This window comes from Streptomyces sp. MspMP-M5, assembly GCF_000373585.1.
In the GTDB taxonomy this organism is placed as follows: Bacteria; Actinomycetota; Actinomycetes; order Streptomycetales; family Streptomycetaceae; genus Streptomyces.
Genome location: NZ_KB891951.1, coordinates 116,138 through 132,498 on the forward strand (window position 1 = coordinate 116,138; position 16,361 = coordinate 132,498).

11 protein-coding genes and 1 pseudogene are annotated in these 16,361 nt (G+C 71.8%); 6 read left to right on the forward strand and 6 right to left on the reverse strand.

Annotated elements, in window-relative coordinates; translation table 11 throughout:
- The first annotated feature begins 98 nt into the window (after positions 1-98).
- The 5 genes from B073_RS0136280 to B073_RS0136300 all read left to right on the forward strand — a co-directional run bounded on the left by B073_RS0136280 (position 99) and on the right by B073_RS0136300 (position 5,196).
- Positions 99-398: a hypothetical protein gene (locus B073_RS0136280; protein WP_018542963.1), complete on the forward strand. Its 300-nt coding sequence runs from the start codon at positions 99-101 to the stop codon at positions 396-398.
- Between the two features lie 13 nt (positions 399-411).
- Positions 412-1,965, forward strand: a complete 1,554-nt coding sequence (locus tag B073_RS0136285) for an FGGY-family carbohydrate kinase (protein WP_018542964.1) — start codon at positions 412-414, stop codon at positions 1,963-1,965.
- Positions 1,958-3,481, forward strand: coding sequence for an FGGY-family carbohydrate kinase (locus tag B073_RS0136290; RefSeq protein ID WP_018542965.1), 1,524 nt, complete (start codon positions 1,958-1,960; stop codon positions 3,479-3,481). The genes B073_RS0136285 and B073_RS0136290 overlap by 8 nt, the downstream gene beginning before the upstream one ends.
- Positions 3,478-4,104 (forward strand): histidine phosphatase family protein, encoded by a 627-nt coding sequence (locus B073_RS42360; protein WP_018542966.1) that lies wholly within the window; start codon positions 3,478-3,480, stop codon positions 4,102-4,104. The genes B073_RS0136290 and B073_RS42360 overlap by 4 nt, the downstream gene beginning before the upstream one ends.
- Positions 4,105-4,170: 66 nt before the next feature.
- On the forward strand, positions 4,171-5,196 hold the full coding sequence (locus tag B073_RS0136300; RefSeq protein ID WP_018542967.1) for a 2-hydroxyacid dehydrogenase: 1,026 nt from the start codon (positions 4,171-4,173) through the stop codon (positions 5,194-5,196).
- 123 nt (positions 5,197-5,319) lie between these two features.
- On the opposite strand, the gene lysX is transcribed toward B073_RS0136300, so the two are convergent.
- Both lysX and B073_RS0136310 read right to left on the reverse strand, forming a co-directional pair.
- Positions 5,320-8,634, reverse strand: coding sequence for a bifunctional lysylphosphatidylglycerol synthetase/lysine--tRNA ligase LysX (lysX, locus tag B073_RS0136305; RefSeq protein ID WP_018542968.1), 3,315 nt, complete (start codon positions 8,632-8,634; stop codon positions 5,320-5,322).
- 162 nt (positions 8,635-8,796) lie between these two features.
- Positions 8,797-9,615: an Ig-like domain-containing protein gene (locus B073_RS0136310; RefSeq protein WP_018542969.1), complete on the reverse strand. Its 819-nt coding sequence runs from the start codon at positions 9,613-9,615 to the stop codon at positions 8,797-8,799.
- A gap of 633 nt (positions 9,616-10,248) precedes the next feature.
- Here B073_RS0136310 and B073_RS0136315 point away from each other — a divergent pair.
- The gene (locus tag B073_RS0136315) at positions 10,249-10,443 is read left to right on the forward strand and encodes a hypothetical protein (protein ID WP_026248055.1); all 195 of its coding nucleotides are present in this window, start codon (positions 10,249-10,251) and stop codon (positions 10,441-10,443) included.
- A gap of 445 nt (positions 10,444-10,888) precedes the next feature.
- Here B073_RS0136315 and B073_RS0136320 read toward each other — a convergent pair whose 3' ends face one another.
- The 4 genes and pseudogenes from B073_RS0136320 to B073_RS0136335 all read right to left on the reverse strand — a co-directional run bounded on the left by B073_RS0136320 (position 10,889) and on the right by B073_RS0136335 (position 16,315).
- The gene (locus tag B073_RS0136320; RefSeq protein ID WP_018542971.1) at positions 10,889-12,151 is read right to left on the reverse strand and encodes a phosphodiester glycosidase family protein; all 1,263 of its coding nucleotides are present in this window, start codon (positions 12,149-12,151) and stop codon (positions 10,889-10,891) included.
- A gap of 296 nt (positions 12,152-12,447) precedes the next feature.
- Positions 12,448-13,062 (reverse strand): annotated as a pseudogene (locus B073_RS0136325) (N-acetylmuramoyl-L-alanine amidase); the annotation flags it as partial.
- A gap of 285 nt (positions 13,063-13,347) precedes the next feature.
- On the reverse strand, positions 13,348-14,763 hold the full coding sequence (locus B073_RS0136330) for a family 2B encapsulin nanocompartment shell protein (RefSeq protein WP_018542973.1): 1,416 nt from the start codon (positions 14,761-14,763) through the stop codon (positions 13,348-13,350).
- A gap of 139 nt (positions 14,764-14,902) precedes the next feature.
- A complete protein-coding gene (locus B073_RS0136335) occupies positions 14,903-16,315 on the reverse strand; it encodes a family 2B encapsulin nanocompartment shell protein (protein WP_018542974.1) in 1,413 nt (470 codons plus the stop codon).
- Between the last annotated feature and the right edge of the window lie 46 nt (positions 16,316-16,361).

A 16,361-nucleotide genomic window follows, 5' to 3' on the forward strand; every position in this document is an offset into this window, starting at 1 on the left:
ACGGCGGGGAAGCCGACAACGTGGGAAGCCAGCCAAGCGCAGCGGACCGGCGCAGCGGACCGGCTACGCTGACCGCATACGTACCGATATCAGCGTTGATGCCCTCTCTGAAGCCGCGGCACAAGGGACAGGCACCGGCGGCCCCCAACCTCGGCGCCGGCACCTTCGTCCGACCCACCGTCGCCGCGGCCTTCGCCGGGCCGCTCGGCGTCGAAGGGGTGGTCTGGATCTTCCCGGGCATGGACATCTTCGCGGGCATGTACGCGGTGAGCCGCGCCCTCACCCTCTTCCCGAAACCGCCGGACGAACCCCGGACGGAAGCGGCCGGCTCGGACGCCACCGCGCCCCACACCGGCCCGGACGCCGCCGCACCGCACACCAGCCCGGCCCCGGCGTGAAAGGACCCCACTGATGTCCGTACTCACCATCGACGCCGGCACCACCGTCATCAAGTCCGTCGTCTTCGACGACGAGGGCCACGAGACCGCCGTCTCCCGCGTCGCCACCGAAGTCCTGCGCCCCCACCCCGGCTGGGCCGAACAGGACATGGACGCCGTCTGGCAGGCCGTCGTCCACACCGTCCGCGACGCCCTCACCGACCTCACCGACCCCGTCCGGCTGGTCTCCTTCACCGCCCAGGGCGACGGCGCCTGGCTCATCGACGACCACGGCCGCCCCACCGGCCCCGCCATCCTCTGGTCCGACGGCCGCGCCGGCGACCTCCTCACCACCTGGCAGCGCGCCGGCCTCCTCGAAGCCGCCTTCCGCCGCAACGGCTCACTGACCTGCGCCGGCATGCCCAACGCCCTCTTCGCCTGGCTCGCCGCCCACGACCCCGACCGGCTCGCCCGCTCCACCACCTCCCTCACCGCCGCCGGCTGGCTCTTCCTCCGCCTCACCGGCGTCCGCGCCACCGACGAATCCGACGCCTCCGCCCCCTTCCTCGACCACACCACCGGCCAGTACGACCCCACCGTCCTCGACCTCTTCGGCCTCACCCGCCACGCCCGGCTCCTGCCCACCGTCCTCGGCGAGGACCAGCGCACCGCCGAACTCACCTCCGGCGCCGCCGCCCAACTCGGCCTGCCCGCCGGCCTCCCCGTCGTCATGGCCCCCTACGACATCGCCGCCACCGCCCGCGGCGTCGGCGCCGTCAACCCCGGCCAGGCATGCAGCATCCTCGGCACCACCCTGTGCACCGAAATCGTCCGCACCGGCATCGACACCACCGGCGAACCCTCCGGCGTCCACATCGCCTACCGCGGCCGCGAACGCGTCCTGCGCGCCTTCCCCACCCTCAACGGCGCCGACGTCCTCAGCTGGGCCGCCCGCCTCCTCCACCTGCCCGGACCACCCGAACTCGCCCGCCTCGCCTTCCAGTCCCCACCCGGCGCCCGCGGCCTGACGTTCCTGCCCTACCTCTCACCCGCCGGCGAACGCGCCCCCTTCCTCGACCCCGGCGCCCGCGGCTCCTTCTGGGGCTTCTCCCTCGACCACACCCCCGCCGACCTCGCCCGCGCCGTCTTCGACGGACTCTCCCTCGTCCTGCGCGACTCACTCGCCGCCGCCCGCACCGACGTCACCGAACTCCGCCTGTGCGGCGGCGGCGCCAACAGCGACGCCTGGTGCGCCCTCATCGCCGACGCCACCGGCGTCCCCACCGCCCGCTCCGGCGACACCGAGATCGGCGCCAAGGGCGCCTTCCTCACCGGCCTGGTCCGCACCGGCGCCGAAGGCAGCATGCACCGCGCCGCCGACAAGTACGTCCACATACAGCACCGCTGGCAACCCGACCCCGAGCGCGCCGCCTTCTACGCCGCCCTCCACCAGGACTTCCTCACCTGGCGCGACCTCGCCCGCACCGCCGGCTGGCGCACCACCGCCACCTGGCACCCCGCCCCCCGACACACCGACGCCACCCACCACCCCGCCGAGACCCCCGCCCCTGGAGGCATCCGTGTCTGACCCGCACGCCCCCGGACCCACCGGCCCCGGCAGCGGCCCCGACCCCGACGGCATCTGGCTCGGCCTCGACCTCGGCACCCAGAGCGCCCGCTGCCTCGCCGTCGACGGCACCGGCACCCTCCTGGCCACCGCCACCCGCCCGCTGACCAGCCACCGCACCGGCAACCGCCACGAACAGGACCCCCACACCTGGTGGACCGCGCTCGCCGACGCCTGCCACGAGGCCCTCACCGGCCTCGACACCCACCGCATCCGGGGACTCGCGATCGACGGCACCTCCGGCACCCTCCTCCTCACCGACCCCCACGGCACCCCCCGCACCCCCGGCCTCATGTACGACGACGGCCGCGCCACCGACCAGGCCACCACCGTCAACGCCGCCGGCGCCCACGTCTGGGAGACCCTCGGCTACCGCAGCATGCCGCCCTCCTGGGCCCTGCCCAAACTCCGCTGGCTCCTCGACCACGACCCCACCCTCCGCACCGGCTCCCGCCTCCTCCACCAAGTCGACCTCATCACCTGGAAACTCGCCGGCCACCCCGTCCCCAGCGACGCCAGCCACGCCCTCAAAACCGGCTACCACCTCATCGACGAACGCTGGCCCCACGACGTCATGGACACCCTCGGCATCCCCACCGGCCTCCTGCCCGACGTCGTCCGCCCCGGCACCGTCCTCGGCACCGTCTGCCCGGAAGCCGCCGACGCCACCGGCATCCCCGCCGGCACCACCCTCGTCGCCGGCATGACCGACGGCTGCGCCGCCCAGATCGGCGCCGGCGCCCTCACCCCCGGCGCCTGGAACGCCGTGCTCGGCACCACCCTCGTCCTCAAAGGCAGCAGCGACCACCTCGTCCGCGACCCCGCCGGCATCGTCTACTGCCACCGCGGCCCCGGCGACACCTGGCTGCCCGGCGGCGCCTCCAGCAGCGGCGCCGGCGTCATCTCCCAGTACTTCCACGGCGAGAACCTCGACGTCCTCACCGAACAGGCCGCCGCCCAGGACCCGGACGCCGTCGCCTACCCCCTGGTCTCCACCGGCGGCGAACGCTTCCCCTTCCGCGCCCCCGAAGCCGAACCCTTCATCCTCGGCGAAACCCCCACCCGCGCCGCCGAGTTCCACGCCTACCTCCTCGGCGTCGCCTGCCTCGAACGCCTCTGCTTCGACTACCTCGACCACCTCGGCGCCCCCACCGATGGCCCCCTCACCTTCACCGGCGGCGGCGCCCGCAACACCTACTGGTGCCGGCTGCGCGCCGACGTCCTCGGCCGCACCGTCCACGTACCCGAACACGCCGAAGGCGCCCTCGGCATGGCCGTCCTCGCCGCCGCCTCCGCAGGCGCCGGCCTCCCCGCGACTGCCGCCGCCATGGTCCGCCCCGGCACCGAGATCCGCCCCGACCCCCACCGCACCACCCGCCACCTCCCCACCTACCACCGCTTCGTCACCGCACTCACCCGCCGTGGCTGGCTCGACCCCGCCGTGGCCGACCACGCCCTCAGGAGAGCCGCCCAGTGACCGACTTCCTCCTCGTCCGCCACGGCGAGACCGTCTGGCACGCGGAGAACCGCTACGCCGGCCGCTCCGACGTCCCGCTCACCGACCGCGGCCGCGAACAGGCCCACACCCTCGCCGACTGGGCCGCCACCGCCGGCCTCACCGCCATCTGGACCTCCCCCCTCTCCCGCGCCCGCCGCACCGCCGCCCCCGCCGCCGACGCCTGCGGCCTCACCCCCCACACCGACCCCCGCCTGACCGAACTCGACTTCGGCCAGGGCGAGGGCCTCACCCGCGACGAGATGCGGCAGCACTTCCCGCAGAAACTCGCCGCCTTCCTCGCCGACCCCGCCGACCACCACCTCCCCGGCGGCGAACACCCCCGCCACGCCGCACAACGCGCCGCCGCCTGCCTCACCGACCTCACCCGCGACCACCCCCACGGCCGGATCCTGATCGTCGCCCACTCCACCCTCATCCGCGTCCTCCTCTGCCACCTCCTCGGCATCCCCCTGGCCGAATACCGCCGCACCTTCCCCGAACTCCACAACGGCGCCCTCACCGAGATCCGCATCGAGAACGACCACACCGCCCTCCTCCGCCTCAACGCCCCTGCCCTCACCACGGCCCCCGCCCTCCCCTGACCCACCGCCGGCCACCGCATCACACCGCACGACGCACCACACCGCACACCAGGAGAAGCACCCCACATGACCACCACCGTCCTCGCCGCCGGCAACCACTTCATCCGCCCCGGCCTGTTCACCGCGGCCGTACGCAAGGCGACCGGGGACACCCCGCTCGACATACGCGAGATCCAGTTCGGCTGGCCCCACACCCCCTTCGGCCCCGTCGCCGAAGTCACCGAGGCATCCGGCACCGAGGACGAGATGATCCAGGCCCTCCAGGGCATCGAGATCTGCGTCACCGAACACGGCCCGCTCACCGAGCGCATCCTCGCCAACTGCCCCGACCTCAAGCTCTTCTGCACCAGCCGCGGCGGCCCCGTCAACGCCAACCTCGAAGCCGCCACCCGCCACGGCGTCGCCGTCTGCAACGCCCCCGGCCGCAACGCCACCGCCACCGCCGAACACACCCTCACCCTGCTGCTGGCCGCCGCCCGCGGCGTCGGCGACACCCACACCGCCCTCCGCTCCGGCACCTGGCGCGGCGACTTCTACGACTACGACAACTGCGGCATCGAGATCGACGGCACCACCATCGGCCTGATCGGCTACGGCGCCATCGGCAGCCGCGTCGCCAAGGTCCTGCACGCCATGGGCGCCCACCTCCTCGTCCACGACCCCTACGTCCGCCCCGACACCCTGGCCGGCCTCGCCGAACAGGTCACCCTCGACGAACTCCTGAGCCGCTCCCGCATCGTCTCCCTGCACGCCCGGGTCACCCCGGAGACCACCGGCATGATCGGCCGCGCACAGATCGCCGCCATGCCCCGCGGCGCCGTCCTCGTCAACTGCGCCCGCGGCGCCCTCCTCGACTACGACGCGGTCTGCGACGCCCTGGAAAGCGGCCACCTCGCCGGCGCCGGCCTCGACGTCTTCCCCCAGGAACCCGTCCCCGCCGGCTCCCGCCTGCTCACCGCCCCCGGCGCCGTCCTCACCCCGCACGTCGCCGGCGGCAGCCAGCAGGTCGCCCACAAGGCCGCCGCCCTCGCCGCCGCCGAAGTCGCCCGCTACCTCCGCGGCGAACCCCTCCACCACCAGGCCAACAAGTAACCGGCACAAAAAACGCCGGACGGGCCGGAAAAAATCCAGCCCGTCCGGCGTTTGAGGACCGGGGTCCGGGGCAGCGCCCCGCGCATCCGGACGCACGGCCCGGACGTCGTCAACCCCGCGCGATCAGCGCCTCCGCACCAGCGGGAACGGCAGCGTCTCCCGAATCGACAGACCCGTCAGGAACATCACCAACCGGTCCACACCGATCCCCAGACCACCCGTCGGCGGCATCGCGTACTCCAGAGCCTGCAGGAAGTCCTCGTCCAGCTCCATCGCCTCCGGATCACCGCCGGCCGCCAGCAGCGACTGCGCGGTCAGCCGCCGCCGCTGCTCCACCGGATCCGTCAGCTCCGAGTACGCCGTACCCAGCTCGGTCCCGAACGCCACCAGGTCCCAGCGCTCGGCCACCCGCGGATCCTTGCGGTGCTGACGGGTCAGCGGCGAGACATCGGTCGGGAAGTCCTTGTAGAAGGTCGGCAGCGTGGTCTTCTCCTCGACCAGCCGCTCGTACATCTCCAACACGACATCGCCCCGGCCCATCTCCGGATTGACCGGCACCGAAGCCGCCAGGCACAACCGCCGCAGCACCTCCGGATCGGTGTCCGCGTCGACCTCCTCGCCCAACGCCTCGGAGATCGCCCCGTACACCGTCTTCACCGGCCAGACACCCGAGATGTCGTGCTCGACCAGCCGCCCGCTCGCATCCGCCTTCCGCGCCGTGGCGCTGCCGAACGCGGCGACCGCCGCCCCCTGGATCAGCTCCCGCGTCAGGTTGAGCATCACGTCGTAGTCGGCGAACGCCTGGTACGCCTCCAGCATCGTGAACTCGGGATTGTGCTTGTACGAGATGCCCTCGTTACGGAACGTCCGCCCCATCTCGAAGACTTTCTCCATACCACCCACACAGAGCCGCTTCAGATACAGCTCCGGCGCGATCCGCAGATACAGATCCAGGTCGTAGGCGTTGATGTGCGTCTGGAACGGACGCGCGTTCGCACCACCGTGGATCTGCTGCAGCATCGGCGTCTCGACCTCCAGGTAACCCCGGTCGATCAACCCCTGCCGCAGCGCCTGCACCGCCGTGCTGCGCGCCCGCACGGTCTCCCGCGCGTTCGGCGACACGACCAGGTCCACATACCGCTGGCGGACCTTGGCCTCCGGGTCGGACAGACCCCGCCGCTTGTCCGGCAGCGGACGCAGACACTTGGCGGTCAACCGCCACCGCGTCACGAACACCGTCAGCTCACCGCGGTCACTGCAACCGACCTCGCCCTCGGCCTCCACATGGTCACCGAGGTCCACATCCGCACCGAAACGGTCCAGCAGCTCACCGCCCGCATCCCGGGTCAACGCGATCTGCAGATCGCCCGACCAGTCGCGCACCACCGCGAACAGCACCCCGCCGTGATCACGGACCAGCAGCACCCGCCCGGCCACCGTCACGGTCTTGCCGGTACGCTGCCCGGCCGCCAGCTCCCGGTGCTCCTCCCGCACCTGGCCCAGCGTGTGCGTCCGCTGCACACCCACCGGATACGGGTCGGTACCCGCCTCCCGCAGCCGCTCCAGCTTCCGGTGCCGCACCCGCACCTGCTCGGGCAGCGCCGCCAGCTCCTGCTCCCGGCGCTCCTCCTCGGTGGCCGGCGGAGCCGCCACCAGCCCCAGCTCGTCGAGCGACGGCAGACCCGCCGTGCTCGCCGGCGCCAGCACCCGCTTCTTGTGGCCCTTGCCCCACAGCTTGCCCAGACTCGGCACCGCCACGAAGCCCTCGGCGATACCCGACGCCAGACCGATCCGCGCCAGCGCACCGGCATCCGCGTAGCACAGGAACCGCGGGTACCACTCCGGCAGATACTTCGAGTTCGAGCGGTACAGCGCCTCCAGCTGCCACCAGCGCGAGAAGAACAGCAGCAGCCGGCGCCAGAACTTCAGCACCGGACCGGCACCGATCCGGGCACCCTCCTCGAAGGCCGACCGGAACACCGCGAAGTTCAGCGAGATCCGCCGCACCCCGATCGACCCGGCCTGCGCACACAGCTGCGCGACCATGAACTCCATCACGCCGTTGGGCGCACTGCGGTCGCGCCGCATCACGTCCAGCGAGATGCCGTCCTTGCCCCACGGCACGAACGACAGCAGCGCGATCATGTTGCCGTCGGCGTCGAACGCCTCCGCCAGCAGACACTCGCCGTCCTGCTCGTCCCCGAGCCGGTCCAGCGCCATCGAGAAACCACGCTCGGTCTCGGTGTCCCGCCACGCGTCCGCCCGCTGGATGACCTCCTGCATCTCCGCATCGGTCAACTCCGCGTGCCGCCGCACCCGGAACGTCGCCCCGGCCCGCGCGACACGGTTGACGGCCTGGCGGGTGACCCGCATGTCCCGGCCGTCCAGATCGAACTGCGAGACATGCAGAATCGCCTCGTCACCGAGCTGCAGCGCACCCAGCCCCGCACGGGCGAACGCCTTGGCGCCCTCCTCGCTCGCGCCCATCACCGCCGGCTGCCAGCCGTAGCGACCCGCGACCTCCAGCCACGCGTCGATCGCCGGACCCCACGCCTCCCGGTCACCGACCGGATCACCGCTGGCCAGGCAGACCCCGGTCTCCACACGGTAGGTGACGGCCGCCTTGCCACTGGGGGAGAAGACCACGGCCTTGTCGCGACGCGTCGCGAAGTAACCCAGCGAGTCCTGGCTGCCGTACTTCGCCAGCAGCGCCCGGATCCGGTCCTCCTCGTCGCCGTGCAGCGCCGCTTCCATCCGCTGCGAACGGAACAGCGCGGCGGCGGCGTTGAGCAGCGCCAGCGCACCCAGCAGCCCCAGCAGAGTGCCGATCCAGTGCGGCGGATGCCCCTCGACGATCTTGCCGCCGACCAGCCCGCCGCACACCCGGTTGGCCGCCCACAGCAGCCGGTTGCCGCCACCGCGCTCCAGCGAACCGGGCGCCAGCGACACCACGCCCCAGCCGATCAGCACCGCGACGACGAGCCCACCGGCCAGCACCAGCGCGGCCCGCAGGAACGCGCCGCGCCGGGTGATCGCGTAGAACTCACGGTGCGAGACGAGCAGCAGCACCAGCGCCCCGGCACACAGCACCAGGGAGAAGCCGAACTGCCAGGCCCCGTCCGCCATGAACAGCACATCCGCGAGGACGTTCAGCGCCATGTACGCGACCACGAACCACAGCGCCACCCGTTTCCGCGCGGCCATCGCGGCGGCCAGGAGGAAGAGGAACACGGCGTAGGCGAAGTTCGCCGTCACCGGGATGGTGAGCGTGTCCAGCCAGTAGGTCACCGAGTGGAGGGTGCGCCGAAGGGGCCCGATCAGTGCCGTCAGGGCACAGAAAAGGCCCAGCAAGCTGAAGACGATGGCGAAGCCATTGGGGACGCGGCGCCGCAGGCGCCGCCACCCCGTGAGTTGATCCTGGTCCTGCACGGTGCTCATTCCGTCACATTAGGCTCTGAAAAGGGGTTGGCAGACCAACCGCGGGGAGTGCGCTCGCCACCCCGGGTCCCCTGCCGCTGCGACCGGGCGACCATCCAGTCTCCGGCCCCGCCCCCTCGGTTGTCTGTCCCTCGCAGGGAGGGTTCGGTGACCGCTGTCAGGTCACCCACCTGGACCTTGCCATAAAGCCGGCGTAAGTCCGAGTCCGGGTGTGATGTACGCGTCAGAATCGGGGTCCGACCGGACGGCCGGACCCCGCCCCACGGTGAACCGCAGGCCGTAGTCCTTGGTGAAGAACCGCCCGTCACCGGAGTCCACGCCGTTGAGCTCGGCCCGCAGCGTGACCCTGGTGCCCGGCTTCCAGCCCTTCGCCGGCCGCCACACGATCCGCTCCTTGCCGTGGCCGGACACCCAGGTCCAGGCTCCCTCGGTGCGGTTGTCGGTGGTGACCTGCAGCCGTTGCTCCACCGCCGCCCGGTCCCGCACGGGGAACGCGAAGGTGAGGCTGATCGGATCGCCGGCGCCGACCACCCCGTCGCGCGGACGGGGACTGAGCGTCGCCCGGTTCCGCTTGGCCACCTTCCCGGTGGTCAGCGACTCCTTGGCCTCACCGGGGGTGCCCTGGACCCCCTTCGTCCGGGCGAGCACCGAGTACTTGGTGTCCGGCGCAGCCTTGGCCCGCGACGTCCATATCGTCCCGCCGTGGCTGAACGCCCCGACCAGCTGCCGCCCCCGCGGATCGGTCACCGTCACCTCGGTCAGCACCCCGCCGGCCGCACTGACCCGCAGTCGGTCGCCGGCCTGCACCGTCGGATGCCCGGCGGCCGACCCCAGTCCCACCTTCACCGGCCGCGCCTGCGTCGCCGACGCCCGGGCCGCGTCGCAGGCCGCCAGCGTGCCGATGCCGAGCACCGGCATCAGCGCGACGGCGACACACAACGACCGGGACGGCCGGAACGACCGGGCGGGGCTCAGGCTCATGGGCGGACTTTCCGTCGGTGGAGCGGGCGGCGGCGATGTCGGCCGCTAAGACGCTCAATCGCAACCCCCCGTTGCGAGGCGTGACGTGATCCATGCCACTTCTTTACCGACCCCTATGAACCCGAACGCCCTCACCCCACCCGCCACCCCCGGCGCCGCAAACCCACTCCTCACGCCCACCTCACACCCCCAAGTCCCGAACATCCCCACCCAAAAGAACGAAACCCCGAGACGAAAACCCTGCCCCGCACCCTCCACGCGACTCCGCCCCCACCCCGACCCGGACTCCGACCCTGAGTCGAGTCACCCACCTTCCCGCCCCCACTCGGCCGCGACCCGGCTCGGCCCCACTGGGCCCGGCCTCCGCCCTGGCCCGGCCCCCGCCCCGATCGTGAGCGACTCGACTTACCCGACCCGGCGAGGCACCCCTGCCCCTGCCCCTGCCCCGGAGCCCCCACCCCACCCGACCGAGGGCATCCACCCCGCCCAGCTCCGCTACCCACCCCTGCCTACGTGACCCGCAGTGACCACCTGTTTGGCGCACCCTCCCGTGAACCGGACATACCCCGAAATGCGCCAAACTGGCCACCGCTTACCGCCTGTTCGGGCGGCGGTCGAGGAGGTGTTGTGTCCATGGCGGTCTCCATCTCGGTCATCCTCTTGCTGGTGATCCTGGTCGTGCTCTTTCTGCGCAGCGGCAAGCTGAAGATCTCGCACGCCGTCGTGTGCGGACTACTCGGCTTCTATCTGGCCGGCAGCAGCCTCGCCCCCGACATCCACCACGGCCTCGCCGGCGCCGCCGACGTAGTCAGCAGCGTCCGCCCGTAACGCTGCCTTGCCCCCGCTCTCACCTGAAGTAAGAACGCCACCACCCTCCGTAAGGCTCCGGGAACAAATAACTCTCCGTAATCGTTGCCGAACAGAGGAAGAGGCAGAGGCACCCCGGCCCACAGCAGAACCCCAAGCCGCCCAACGACCCCACGCACGGAGAGCGTGAACCCACGCACGGAGAGCGTGAAGCCTCGCCCCACCGAAAGAAGCACCACCCGCCCGACAGAAAGGAGTCCCGCCGACCCCGACAGCGAAGCGGCGGAACGCCCCGGAGCACGCCCCCGGACGAAGACGCCCCGGACACCGCAGACGAGCCTCCCGGACTTGCCCAGGCTCGCCACGCCACGCACCCGGCCCCGACTAGCCTGCCGTCACCCCGCGGCGTGCCCCTCGGTGATCACCACCCCGAGGCGCCACCGGCCACCACCCCAAGCTGTCACCCCTACGAGAATCCCCCCAGGCCGCCCACGCCGGAGAACACCCCCACCGCATTGGCCACCGGCCGTTCCCTCCCGTCCGTCGGATGGTTGCGCACCTCCGCCTCGCCGTACGGATCCTGGGTGACGAACGTCGAGGAGCCGCCGCCGTCCAGGTCCATCGCGTCCCGCGCGCCGAGCAGCGTCATCAGCTTGGCCAGCTCCCGCACCGTGAGGCCCGTCTGGTGCTTCCCCTTCTCCCCGTCCAGCGCCATCAGGAAGAGGGTGCGGCCGCGGTCGGCGATGCCGACGGAGGTCCGCATGGTGACGGCCGCGGTGTCCAGGCCGCGGGCCGGGCGGCCGTGCCGCAGCACGGGGAAGCCGCCGACCGCGCAGCGCAGGCGGCCCGGCAGGTGGCCGACGAGGCGGTGGCCGATGTGCACGCGCTCGCCGCGGTGCAGGGTGCGCAGGCGTCGCGCGCCCTGTTCGCGGCCGACCAGGACCACCGAACCCCGTTGGATCACACCGGCACCCGGACGGGCGGTGGTCTGGACGACGCGGCCGTGGCGGATCGTGACCTCGGCGGTGTCGGTGTCGCAGCCGGCTCCGCGGTCGGTGTCCGTGCCGCAGACCGCGCGTTCGCGGGAGACCGCGCCCCAGAGGGGGGTGTAGGCGCCGATGCCGCCCTGGGGGAGGGCGTACTGGTTGAGTCCGCGCAGCGGCCAGGAGCCTTCGTGGCTGCGCACGGTGCCGCGCAGCGCCAGGCGGTCCAGCCGTGCGCGGTGGTCGTAGCCGATGGTGAGGACGTCCTCGGTGGTGGCGCCGGGCGGCAGGGTCGGGCCGAATCGCTGGCCGTCCGGCACCGCGGCCTTCAGCTCCCGCCCCGACTCAACCGCGGGCCCCACCGAGGAGCCGGTGACCTTGGCCTGGGGGTGCTGGGCCTCGCTGATGTCGAAGAAGTCGCCGTTGACCGCGCCGACCGCGTCCCGGTCGTCGGCCAGTTCGGACACCGGGGCCCGGGCGGCGACCGCGGCCGGGTGGAGCAGGTCCACCGAGACCGCGGGGTCGGAGAGGTCCACGGTCAGCAGATGGCCGTGGACGATGCCGCGGGGCAGGCGCATGCGGAACTCGGTGTAGGTCACGCCGCGGGCCAGGCGCGTCGGGGCCGTCCGGATGACACCGCCGTCGGCGGACGCCCGTGTCGCGCCCGCCGCCGTGCCGCCGGCCAGTAGGCCCCAGGCGACCGCGAGCGCCGCCACCGTCCGGAACTTGCCCAACTGCTGCTTCACAACAGCCCCCTGACGTCGCGTCAACAATCCCAGGTGGTGGCCGCGCTCACTATGACCCGCCGATGGCGGGATTCCGAACATTCGTGGAACGGTGCCGTGTCGCCCGGGAGCGGGCGGCGGCACGGGGCCCGGGCCGTGGGCGGCCGGCCCGGCGGGCTTCAGGAGTCGAGCAGGTCCTCCCAGAAATCGTCCCCCTCGCGGTCCCAGAAGTCGTCTCCCTTGCGGCCCCAGAAGCCGTCGCCCTTGTGGCCCCAGAAGCCGTCGCCCTTGTGGTCCCACTTGTGGTCCCAGGAGGAGACTCCCTTGACCAGATCCATGTAGTGGGCCCAGTCCCAGTACCGGCCGGGGTCGGTGTGGTTGGCGCCCGGGACCTCGACGTGCCCGATGATGTGCTTGCGGTCCCTGGGGATGCCGTAGCGCTCGCAGATGGCGGCGGTCAGCAGGGCGGAGCGGGTGTAGAGGCTCTCGGTGAACCACTTCGAGTCGTCGATCCAGCCCTCGTGCTCGATGCCGATGCTGCGGGTGTTGTAGTTCCAGTTGCCGGCGTGCCAGGCGACGTCGCGTTCGCGGATGCACTGGGCGATGTAACCGTCCGAGGAGCGGACGACGTAGTGCGCGGCGGCCTTGTGCCTGGGGTTCTGGAAGATCCGCAGGGTCTCCCTGAAGGTCTCCTGCGTCACATGGATCACGACGGTGTCGATGCGGTACTGCCTCGGGCGGTTGGCCGCCGTGTAGTTGCCCGAGCTGGCGGGGTGCCAGTGGACGGGCGGGTAGCCGGCGGATTTCCTGGCCCGTTTGCGGGGCGACATGGCGCCGGCCGGGGTGAGGGGGGTGAGGGCGGCGCCCGCGGCGAATGCGGCGGCGCCGGCGAGCAGCCGACGGCGAGCCGGGAAGTGCTGGTCGGGTTCCATGCGAACTCCTGACAAGGACCGAGGGGTGGTCGCGTACATGTCATGCACAGCCGGTGCGTTCGTCTTGCGCAGCAGCACGCGCCCTGCCAAGGGAATGGCCGTTGCGTCAATGGCTTGACCAAAGAAGGTCAACCGTGAATCAAATACGCTCAACGCCCCCTGATCGGACCGCACGAACGTCACCCGGGTGCCGCGCCACGCCCTGAAACTGACGGTAAGTCAGGGCAGCGCTGCACCCGGGTGACGGGGTTTCAGGTCCGGTTCGTTTCCCCCGGTCCCGTTCGCTCAGCGTCCGATCTCGACGTCCTCCAGGATGCCCAGCGCGTCCGGCACCAGCACCGCCGCCGAGTAGTAGGCGCTGACCAGGTACTTGATGACGGCCTGGTCGTTGATGCCCATGAACCGCACCGACAGGCCGGGCCGGTACTCGTCGGGGATGCCGGTCTGGTGGAGGCCGACCACGCCCTGGTTCTCCTCGCCGACGCGCATGGCGAGGACCGAGCTGGTCTGGTCCGGGTTGATCGGGATCTTGTTGCAGGGCAGCAGTGGGATGCCGCGCCAGGCTCGTACCGGCGTGCCCTCGATCTCGGTGGTCGCCGGGTAGATGCCGCGGGCGTTCCACTCCCGTCCGATGGCCGCGATGGTCCGCGGGTGCGCCAGCAGGAACTGTGTCTTGCGGCGGCGGGAGATCAGCTCGTCGAGGTCGTCGGGGGTGGGCGGGCCGCTGCGGGTGTGGATGCGCTGCTTGAGGTCGGCGTTGTGCAGCAGGCCGAACTCGCGGTTGTTGACCAGCTCGTGTTCCTGGCGCTCGCGCAGCGCCTCGATCGTCAGCCGCAGCTGCTGGTCCAGCTGGTTCATCGGGTCGTTGTAGAGGTCGGCGACCCGTGAGTGGATCTTCAATACGGTCTGCGCGACGCTGAGTCCGTACTCCCGCGGCGACCGCTCGTAGTCCGCGAACGTGCCCGGGAGCGTCGGCTCGCCGACGTGGCCGGCGGCCAGTTCGATGGCCGCCTCGCCGTGTTTGTTCTGTGCCGGGACGAGGGCGGTGCGGAAGCTCTCGACGTGCTCGCGCAGTGCCGCCGAACGGCCCAGCACCTCTTCGTAGTCGCCGCGGGAGAGGGTGAGGACGGTGCCGCGGGTGGCCGCGCGGAGGGTGAACTCCCACTCGGCGTCGGCGCCGAGCAGTGCCGCGTCGCCGGCCGCGTCGCCGCCGGTGAGCAGCGCGGTCACCGTCTCGTCGCCGTACTTGCCGGTGCCGACCCGTTCGATCCTGCCGTGGGCGATCAGGATCACCTGGTCGGTCGGCGTGCCGCGCTCGGCGAGGACGTCGCCGGGGACGACGTCCCGCTGGGCGAACCGCCCGGCCAGCTCCTGGAGGGTGGGGTCGTCGGTGAAGCCGCGCAGCGGCGCCAGCTCGCGCAACTCCTGGGGGATGACCCGGACTTCGGTGCCCTCGGTGACGAACTCCACCCGGCCGTCGCCGAGGGTATGGGTCAGGCGCCGGTTGACGCGGTAGGTACCGCCGGAGACCTGTGTCCAGGGCAGGACCCGCAGCAGCCACCGCGAGGAGATGCCCTGCATCTGCGGCGGGGTCTTGGTCGTGGTCGCCAGGTTGCGGGCGGCCGCGGTGTCGAGGCTGGACCGGTGCTGGTCGGTGCCCTCGGTCTGCGGGCCGGACGTGGGGTCCACGGATGTGGTCATGGTGAACGGTCACCTGTTCCGATCGGTGCGGGAGTCTCGGTGCGCAAATTCCGGAAAACGCGCGGGAAAGAACGGAGAAGTGGGCGGCGGGAGGCACTACCGTCCCGCGCGGTGCGGTAGTTGTTTCCCGGTATTCCGCTCAGTGCCCGATTTCCACGTCTTCCAGGACGCCGAGTGCATCGGGTACGAGAATGGCCGCCGAATAGTAGGCGCTGACGAGGTAGTTCACGATGGCCTGGTCGTCGACGCCCATGAAGCGTACCGAGAGGCTCGGTTCGTATTCATCGGGAATTCCGCTGCGGTGCAGCCCGACCACACCCTGCTTCTCCTCGCCGGTGCGCAGCAGCAGCACCGAGCTGGTGCCCTCCTGCGTCACCGGGATCTTGTTGCAGGGGAAGATCGGCACGCCGCGCCAGGACGGCACCGAGTGGCCCATGACGTCGACCGCGTCCGGGTAGAGGCCGCGGGCGCTGCACTCCCGGCCGATCGCGGCGATCGCCTTGGGGTGGGCCAGCAGGAAGCCCGGGTCCTTCCAGACCGTGGCGAGGAGTTCGTCGAGGTCGTCGGGGGTGGGCGGGCCGCTGCGGGTGCGGACGCGCTGCCTGAGGTCGGCGTTGTGCAGCAGCCCGAACCCGGGGTTGTTGATCATCTCGTGCTCCTGGCGCTCGCGCAGGGCCTGCACCGTGAGCCGGAGCTGTTCCTCGACCTGGTTCATCGGGTCGCTGTAGAGGTCGCCGACGCGGGTGTGGGTGCGCAGCACGGTCTGCGCGACGCTGAGTTCGTACTCCCGGGGCGACCGCTCGTAGTCGACGAACGTGCTGGGCAGGGCGGGTTCGCCGTGGTGGCCGGAGGAGAGGGCGATGGCGGATTCACCGCCGGCGTCGGTCGCCGGCGCGTCGCCGTCGGCGACCGACGCGAGGTGGTCGCGCAGCGCGGGGGAGCGGTCGACGACCTCCCGGGCGGCCTCGCGCGCCAGGGTCATCACCGTCACCCGGGTCACCGCGCGGTAGCTGAACTCCCACTGGCCGTCGGTGTGGTTGAGGGCGGCGTCGCCGAGGTGGTCGCCGCCGGCCAGCGCGTCGAGGACGGTCTCGTCGCCGTATTTGCCGGTGCCGATCCGGTCGACCCGGCCGTGTGCGATCAGCACCACCCGGTCGTGCGGGGTGCCGGCCTGGGCGATCACCTCGCCGGGGGCGTACTCGTGCTGGGTGAACCTTTCGCCGAGCGCCGCGAGGACCTCGGTGTCGGTGAATTCCCAGAGCGCGGGCAGTTCGCGCAGCTCCTCGGGGATGATCGCGACCGAGCCGCCGTCGATGGCGAAGTCGATCCGCCCGTCGCCGACGGTGTGCGCGAGCCGTCGGTTGACGCGGTAGGTGCCGCCCGAGACCTGCACCCAGGGCAGCAGCCGCAGCAGCCAGCGGGAGGTGATGCCCTGCATCTGCGGTGCGGTCTTGGTGGTCGTCGCCAGATTCCGCGCGGCGGTGGTACTGAGGCTGGAATTCTGGCTCTCTTCGGCGTTTCCGGACAGCGTTTCGCCGGCAATCGTCACCATGTCACCCATCTCGTGGAGGCTGCGGCGTGGAACACCGGGAGGGCGT

Coding starts and splice junctions, on each gene's coding strand:
- B073_RS0136280 (WP_018542963.1), top strand. CDS start 99: ATGCCCTCTCTGAAGCCGCGGCACAAGGGACAGGCACCGGCGGCCCCC.
- B073_RS0136285 (WP_018542964.1), top strand. CDS start 412: ATGTCCGTACTCACCATCGACGCCGGCACCACCGTCATCAAGTCCGTC.
- B073_RS0136300 (WP_018542967.1), top strand. CDS start 4,171: ATGACCACCACCGTCCTCGCCGCCGGCAACCACTTCATCCGCCCCGGC.
- lysX (WP_018542968.1), bottom strand. CDS start 8,634: ATGAGCACCGTGCAGGACCAGGATCAACTCACGGGGTGGCGGCGCCTG.
- B073_RS0136310 (WP_018542969.1), bottom strand. CDS start 9,615: ATGAGCCTGAGCCCCGCCCGGTCGTTCCGGCCGTCCCGGTCGTTGTGT.
- B073_RS0136315 (WP_026248055.1), top strand. CDS start 10,249: ATGGCGGTCTCCATCTCGGTCATCCTCTTGCTGGTGATCCTGGTCGTG.
- B073_RS0136330 (WP_018542973.1), bottom strand. CDS start 14,763: ATGACCACATCCGTGGACCCCACGTCCGGCCCGCAGACCGAGGGCACC.
- B073_RS0136335 (WP_018542974.1), bottom strand. CDS start 16,315: ATGGTGACGATTGCCGGCGAAACGCTGTCCGGAAACGCCGAAGAGAGC.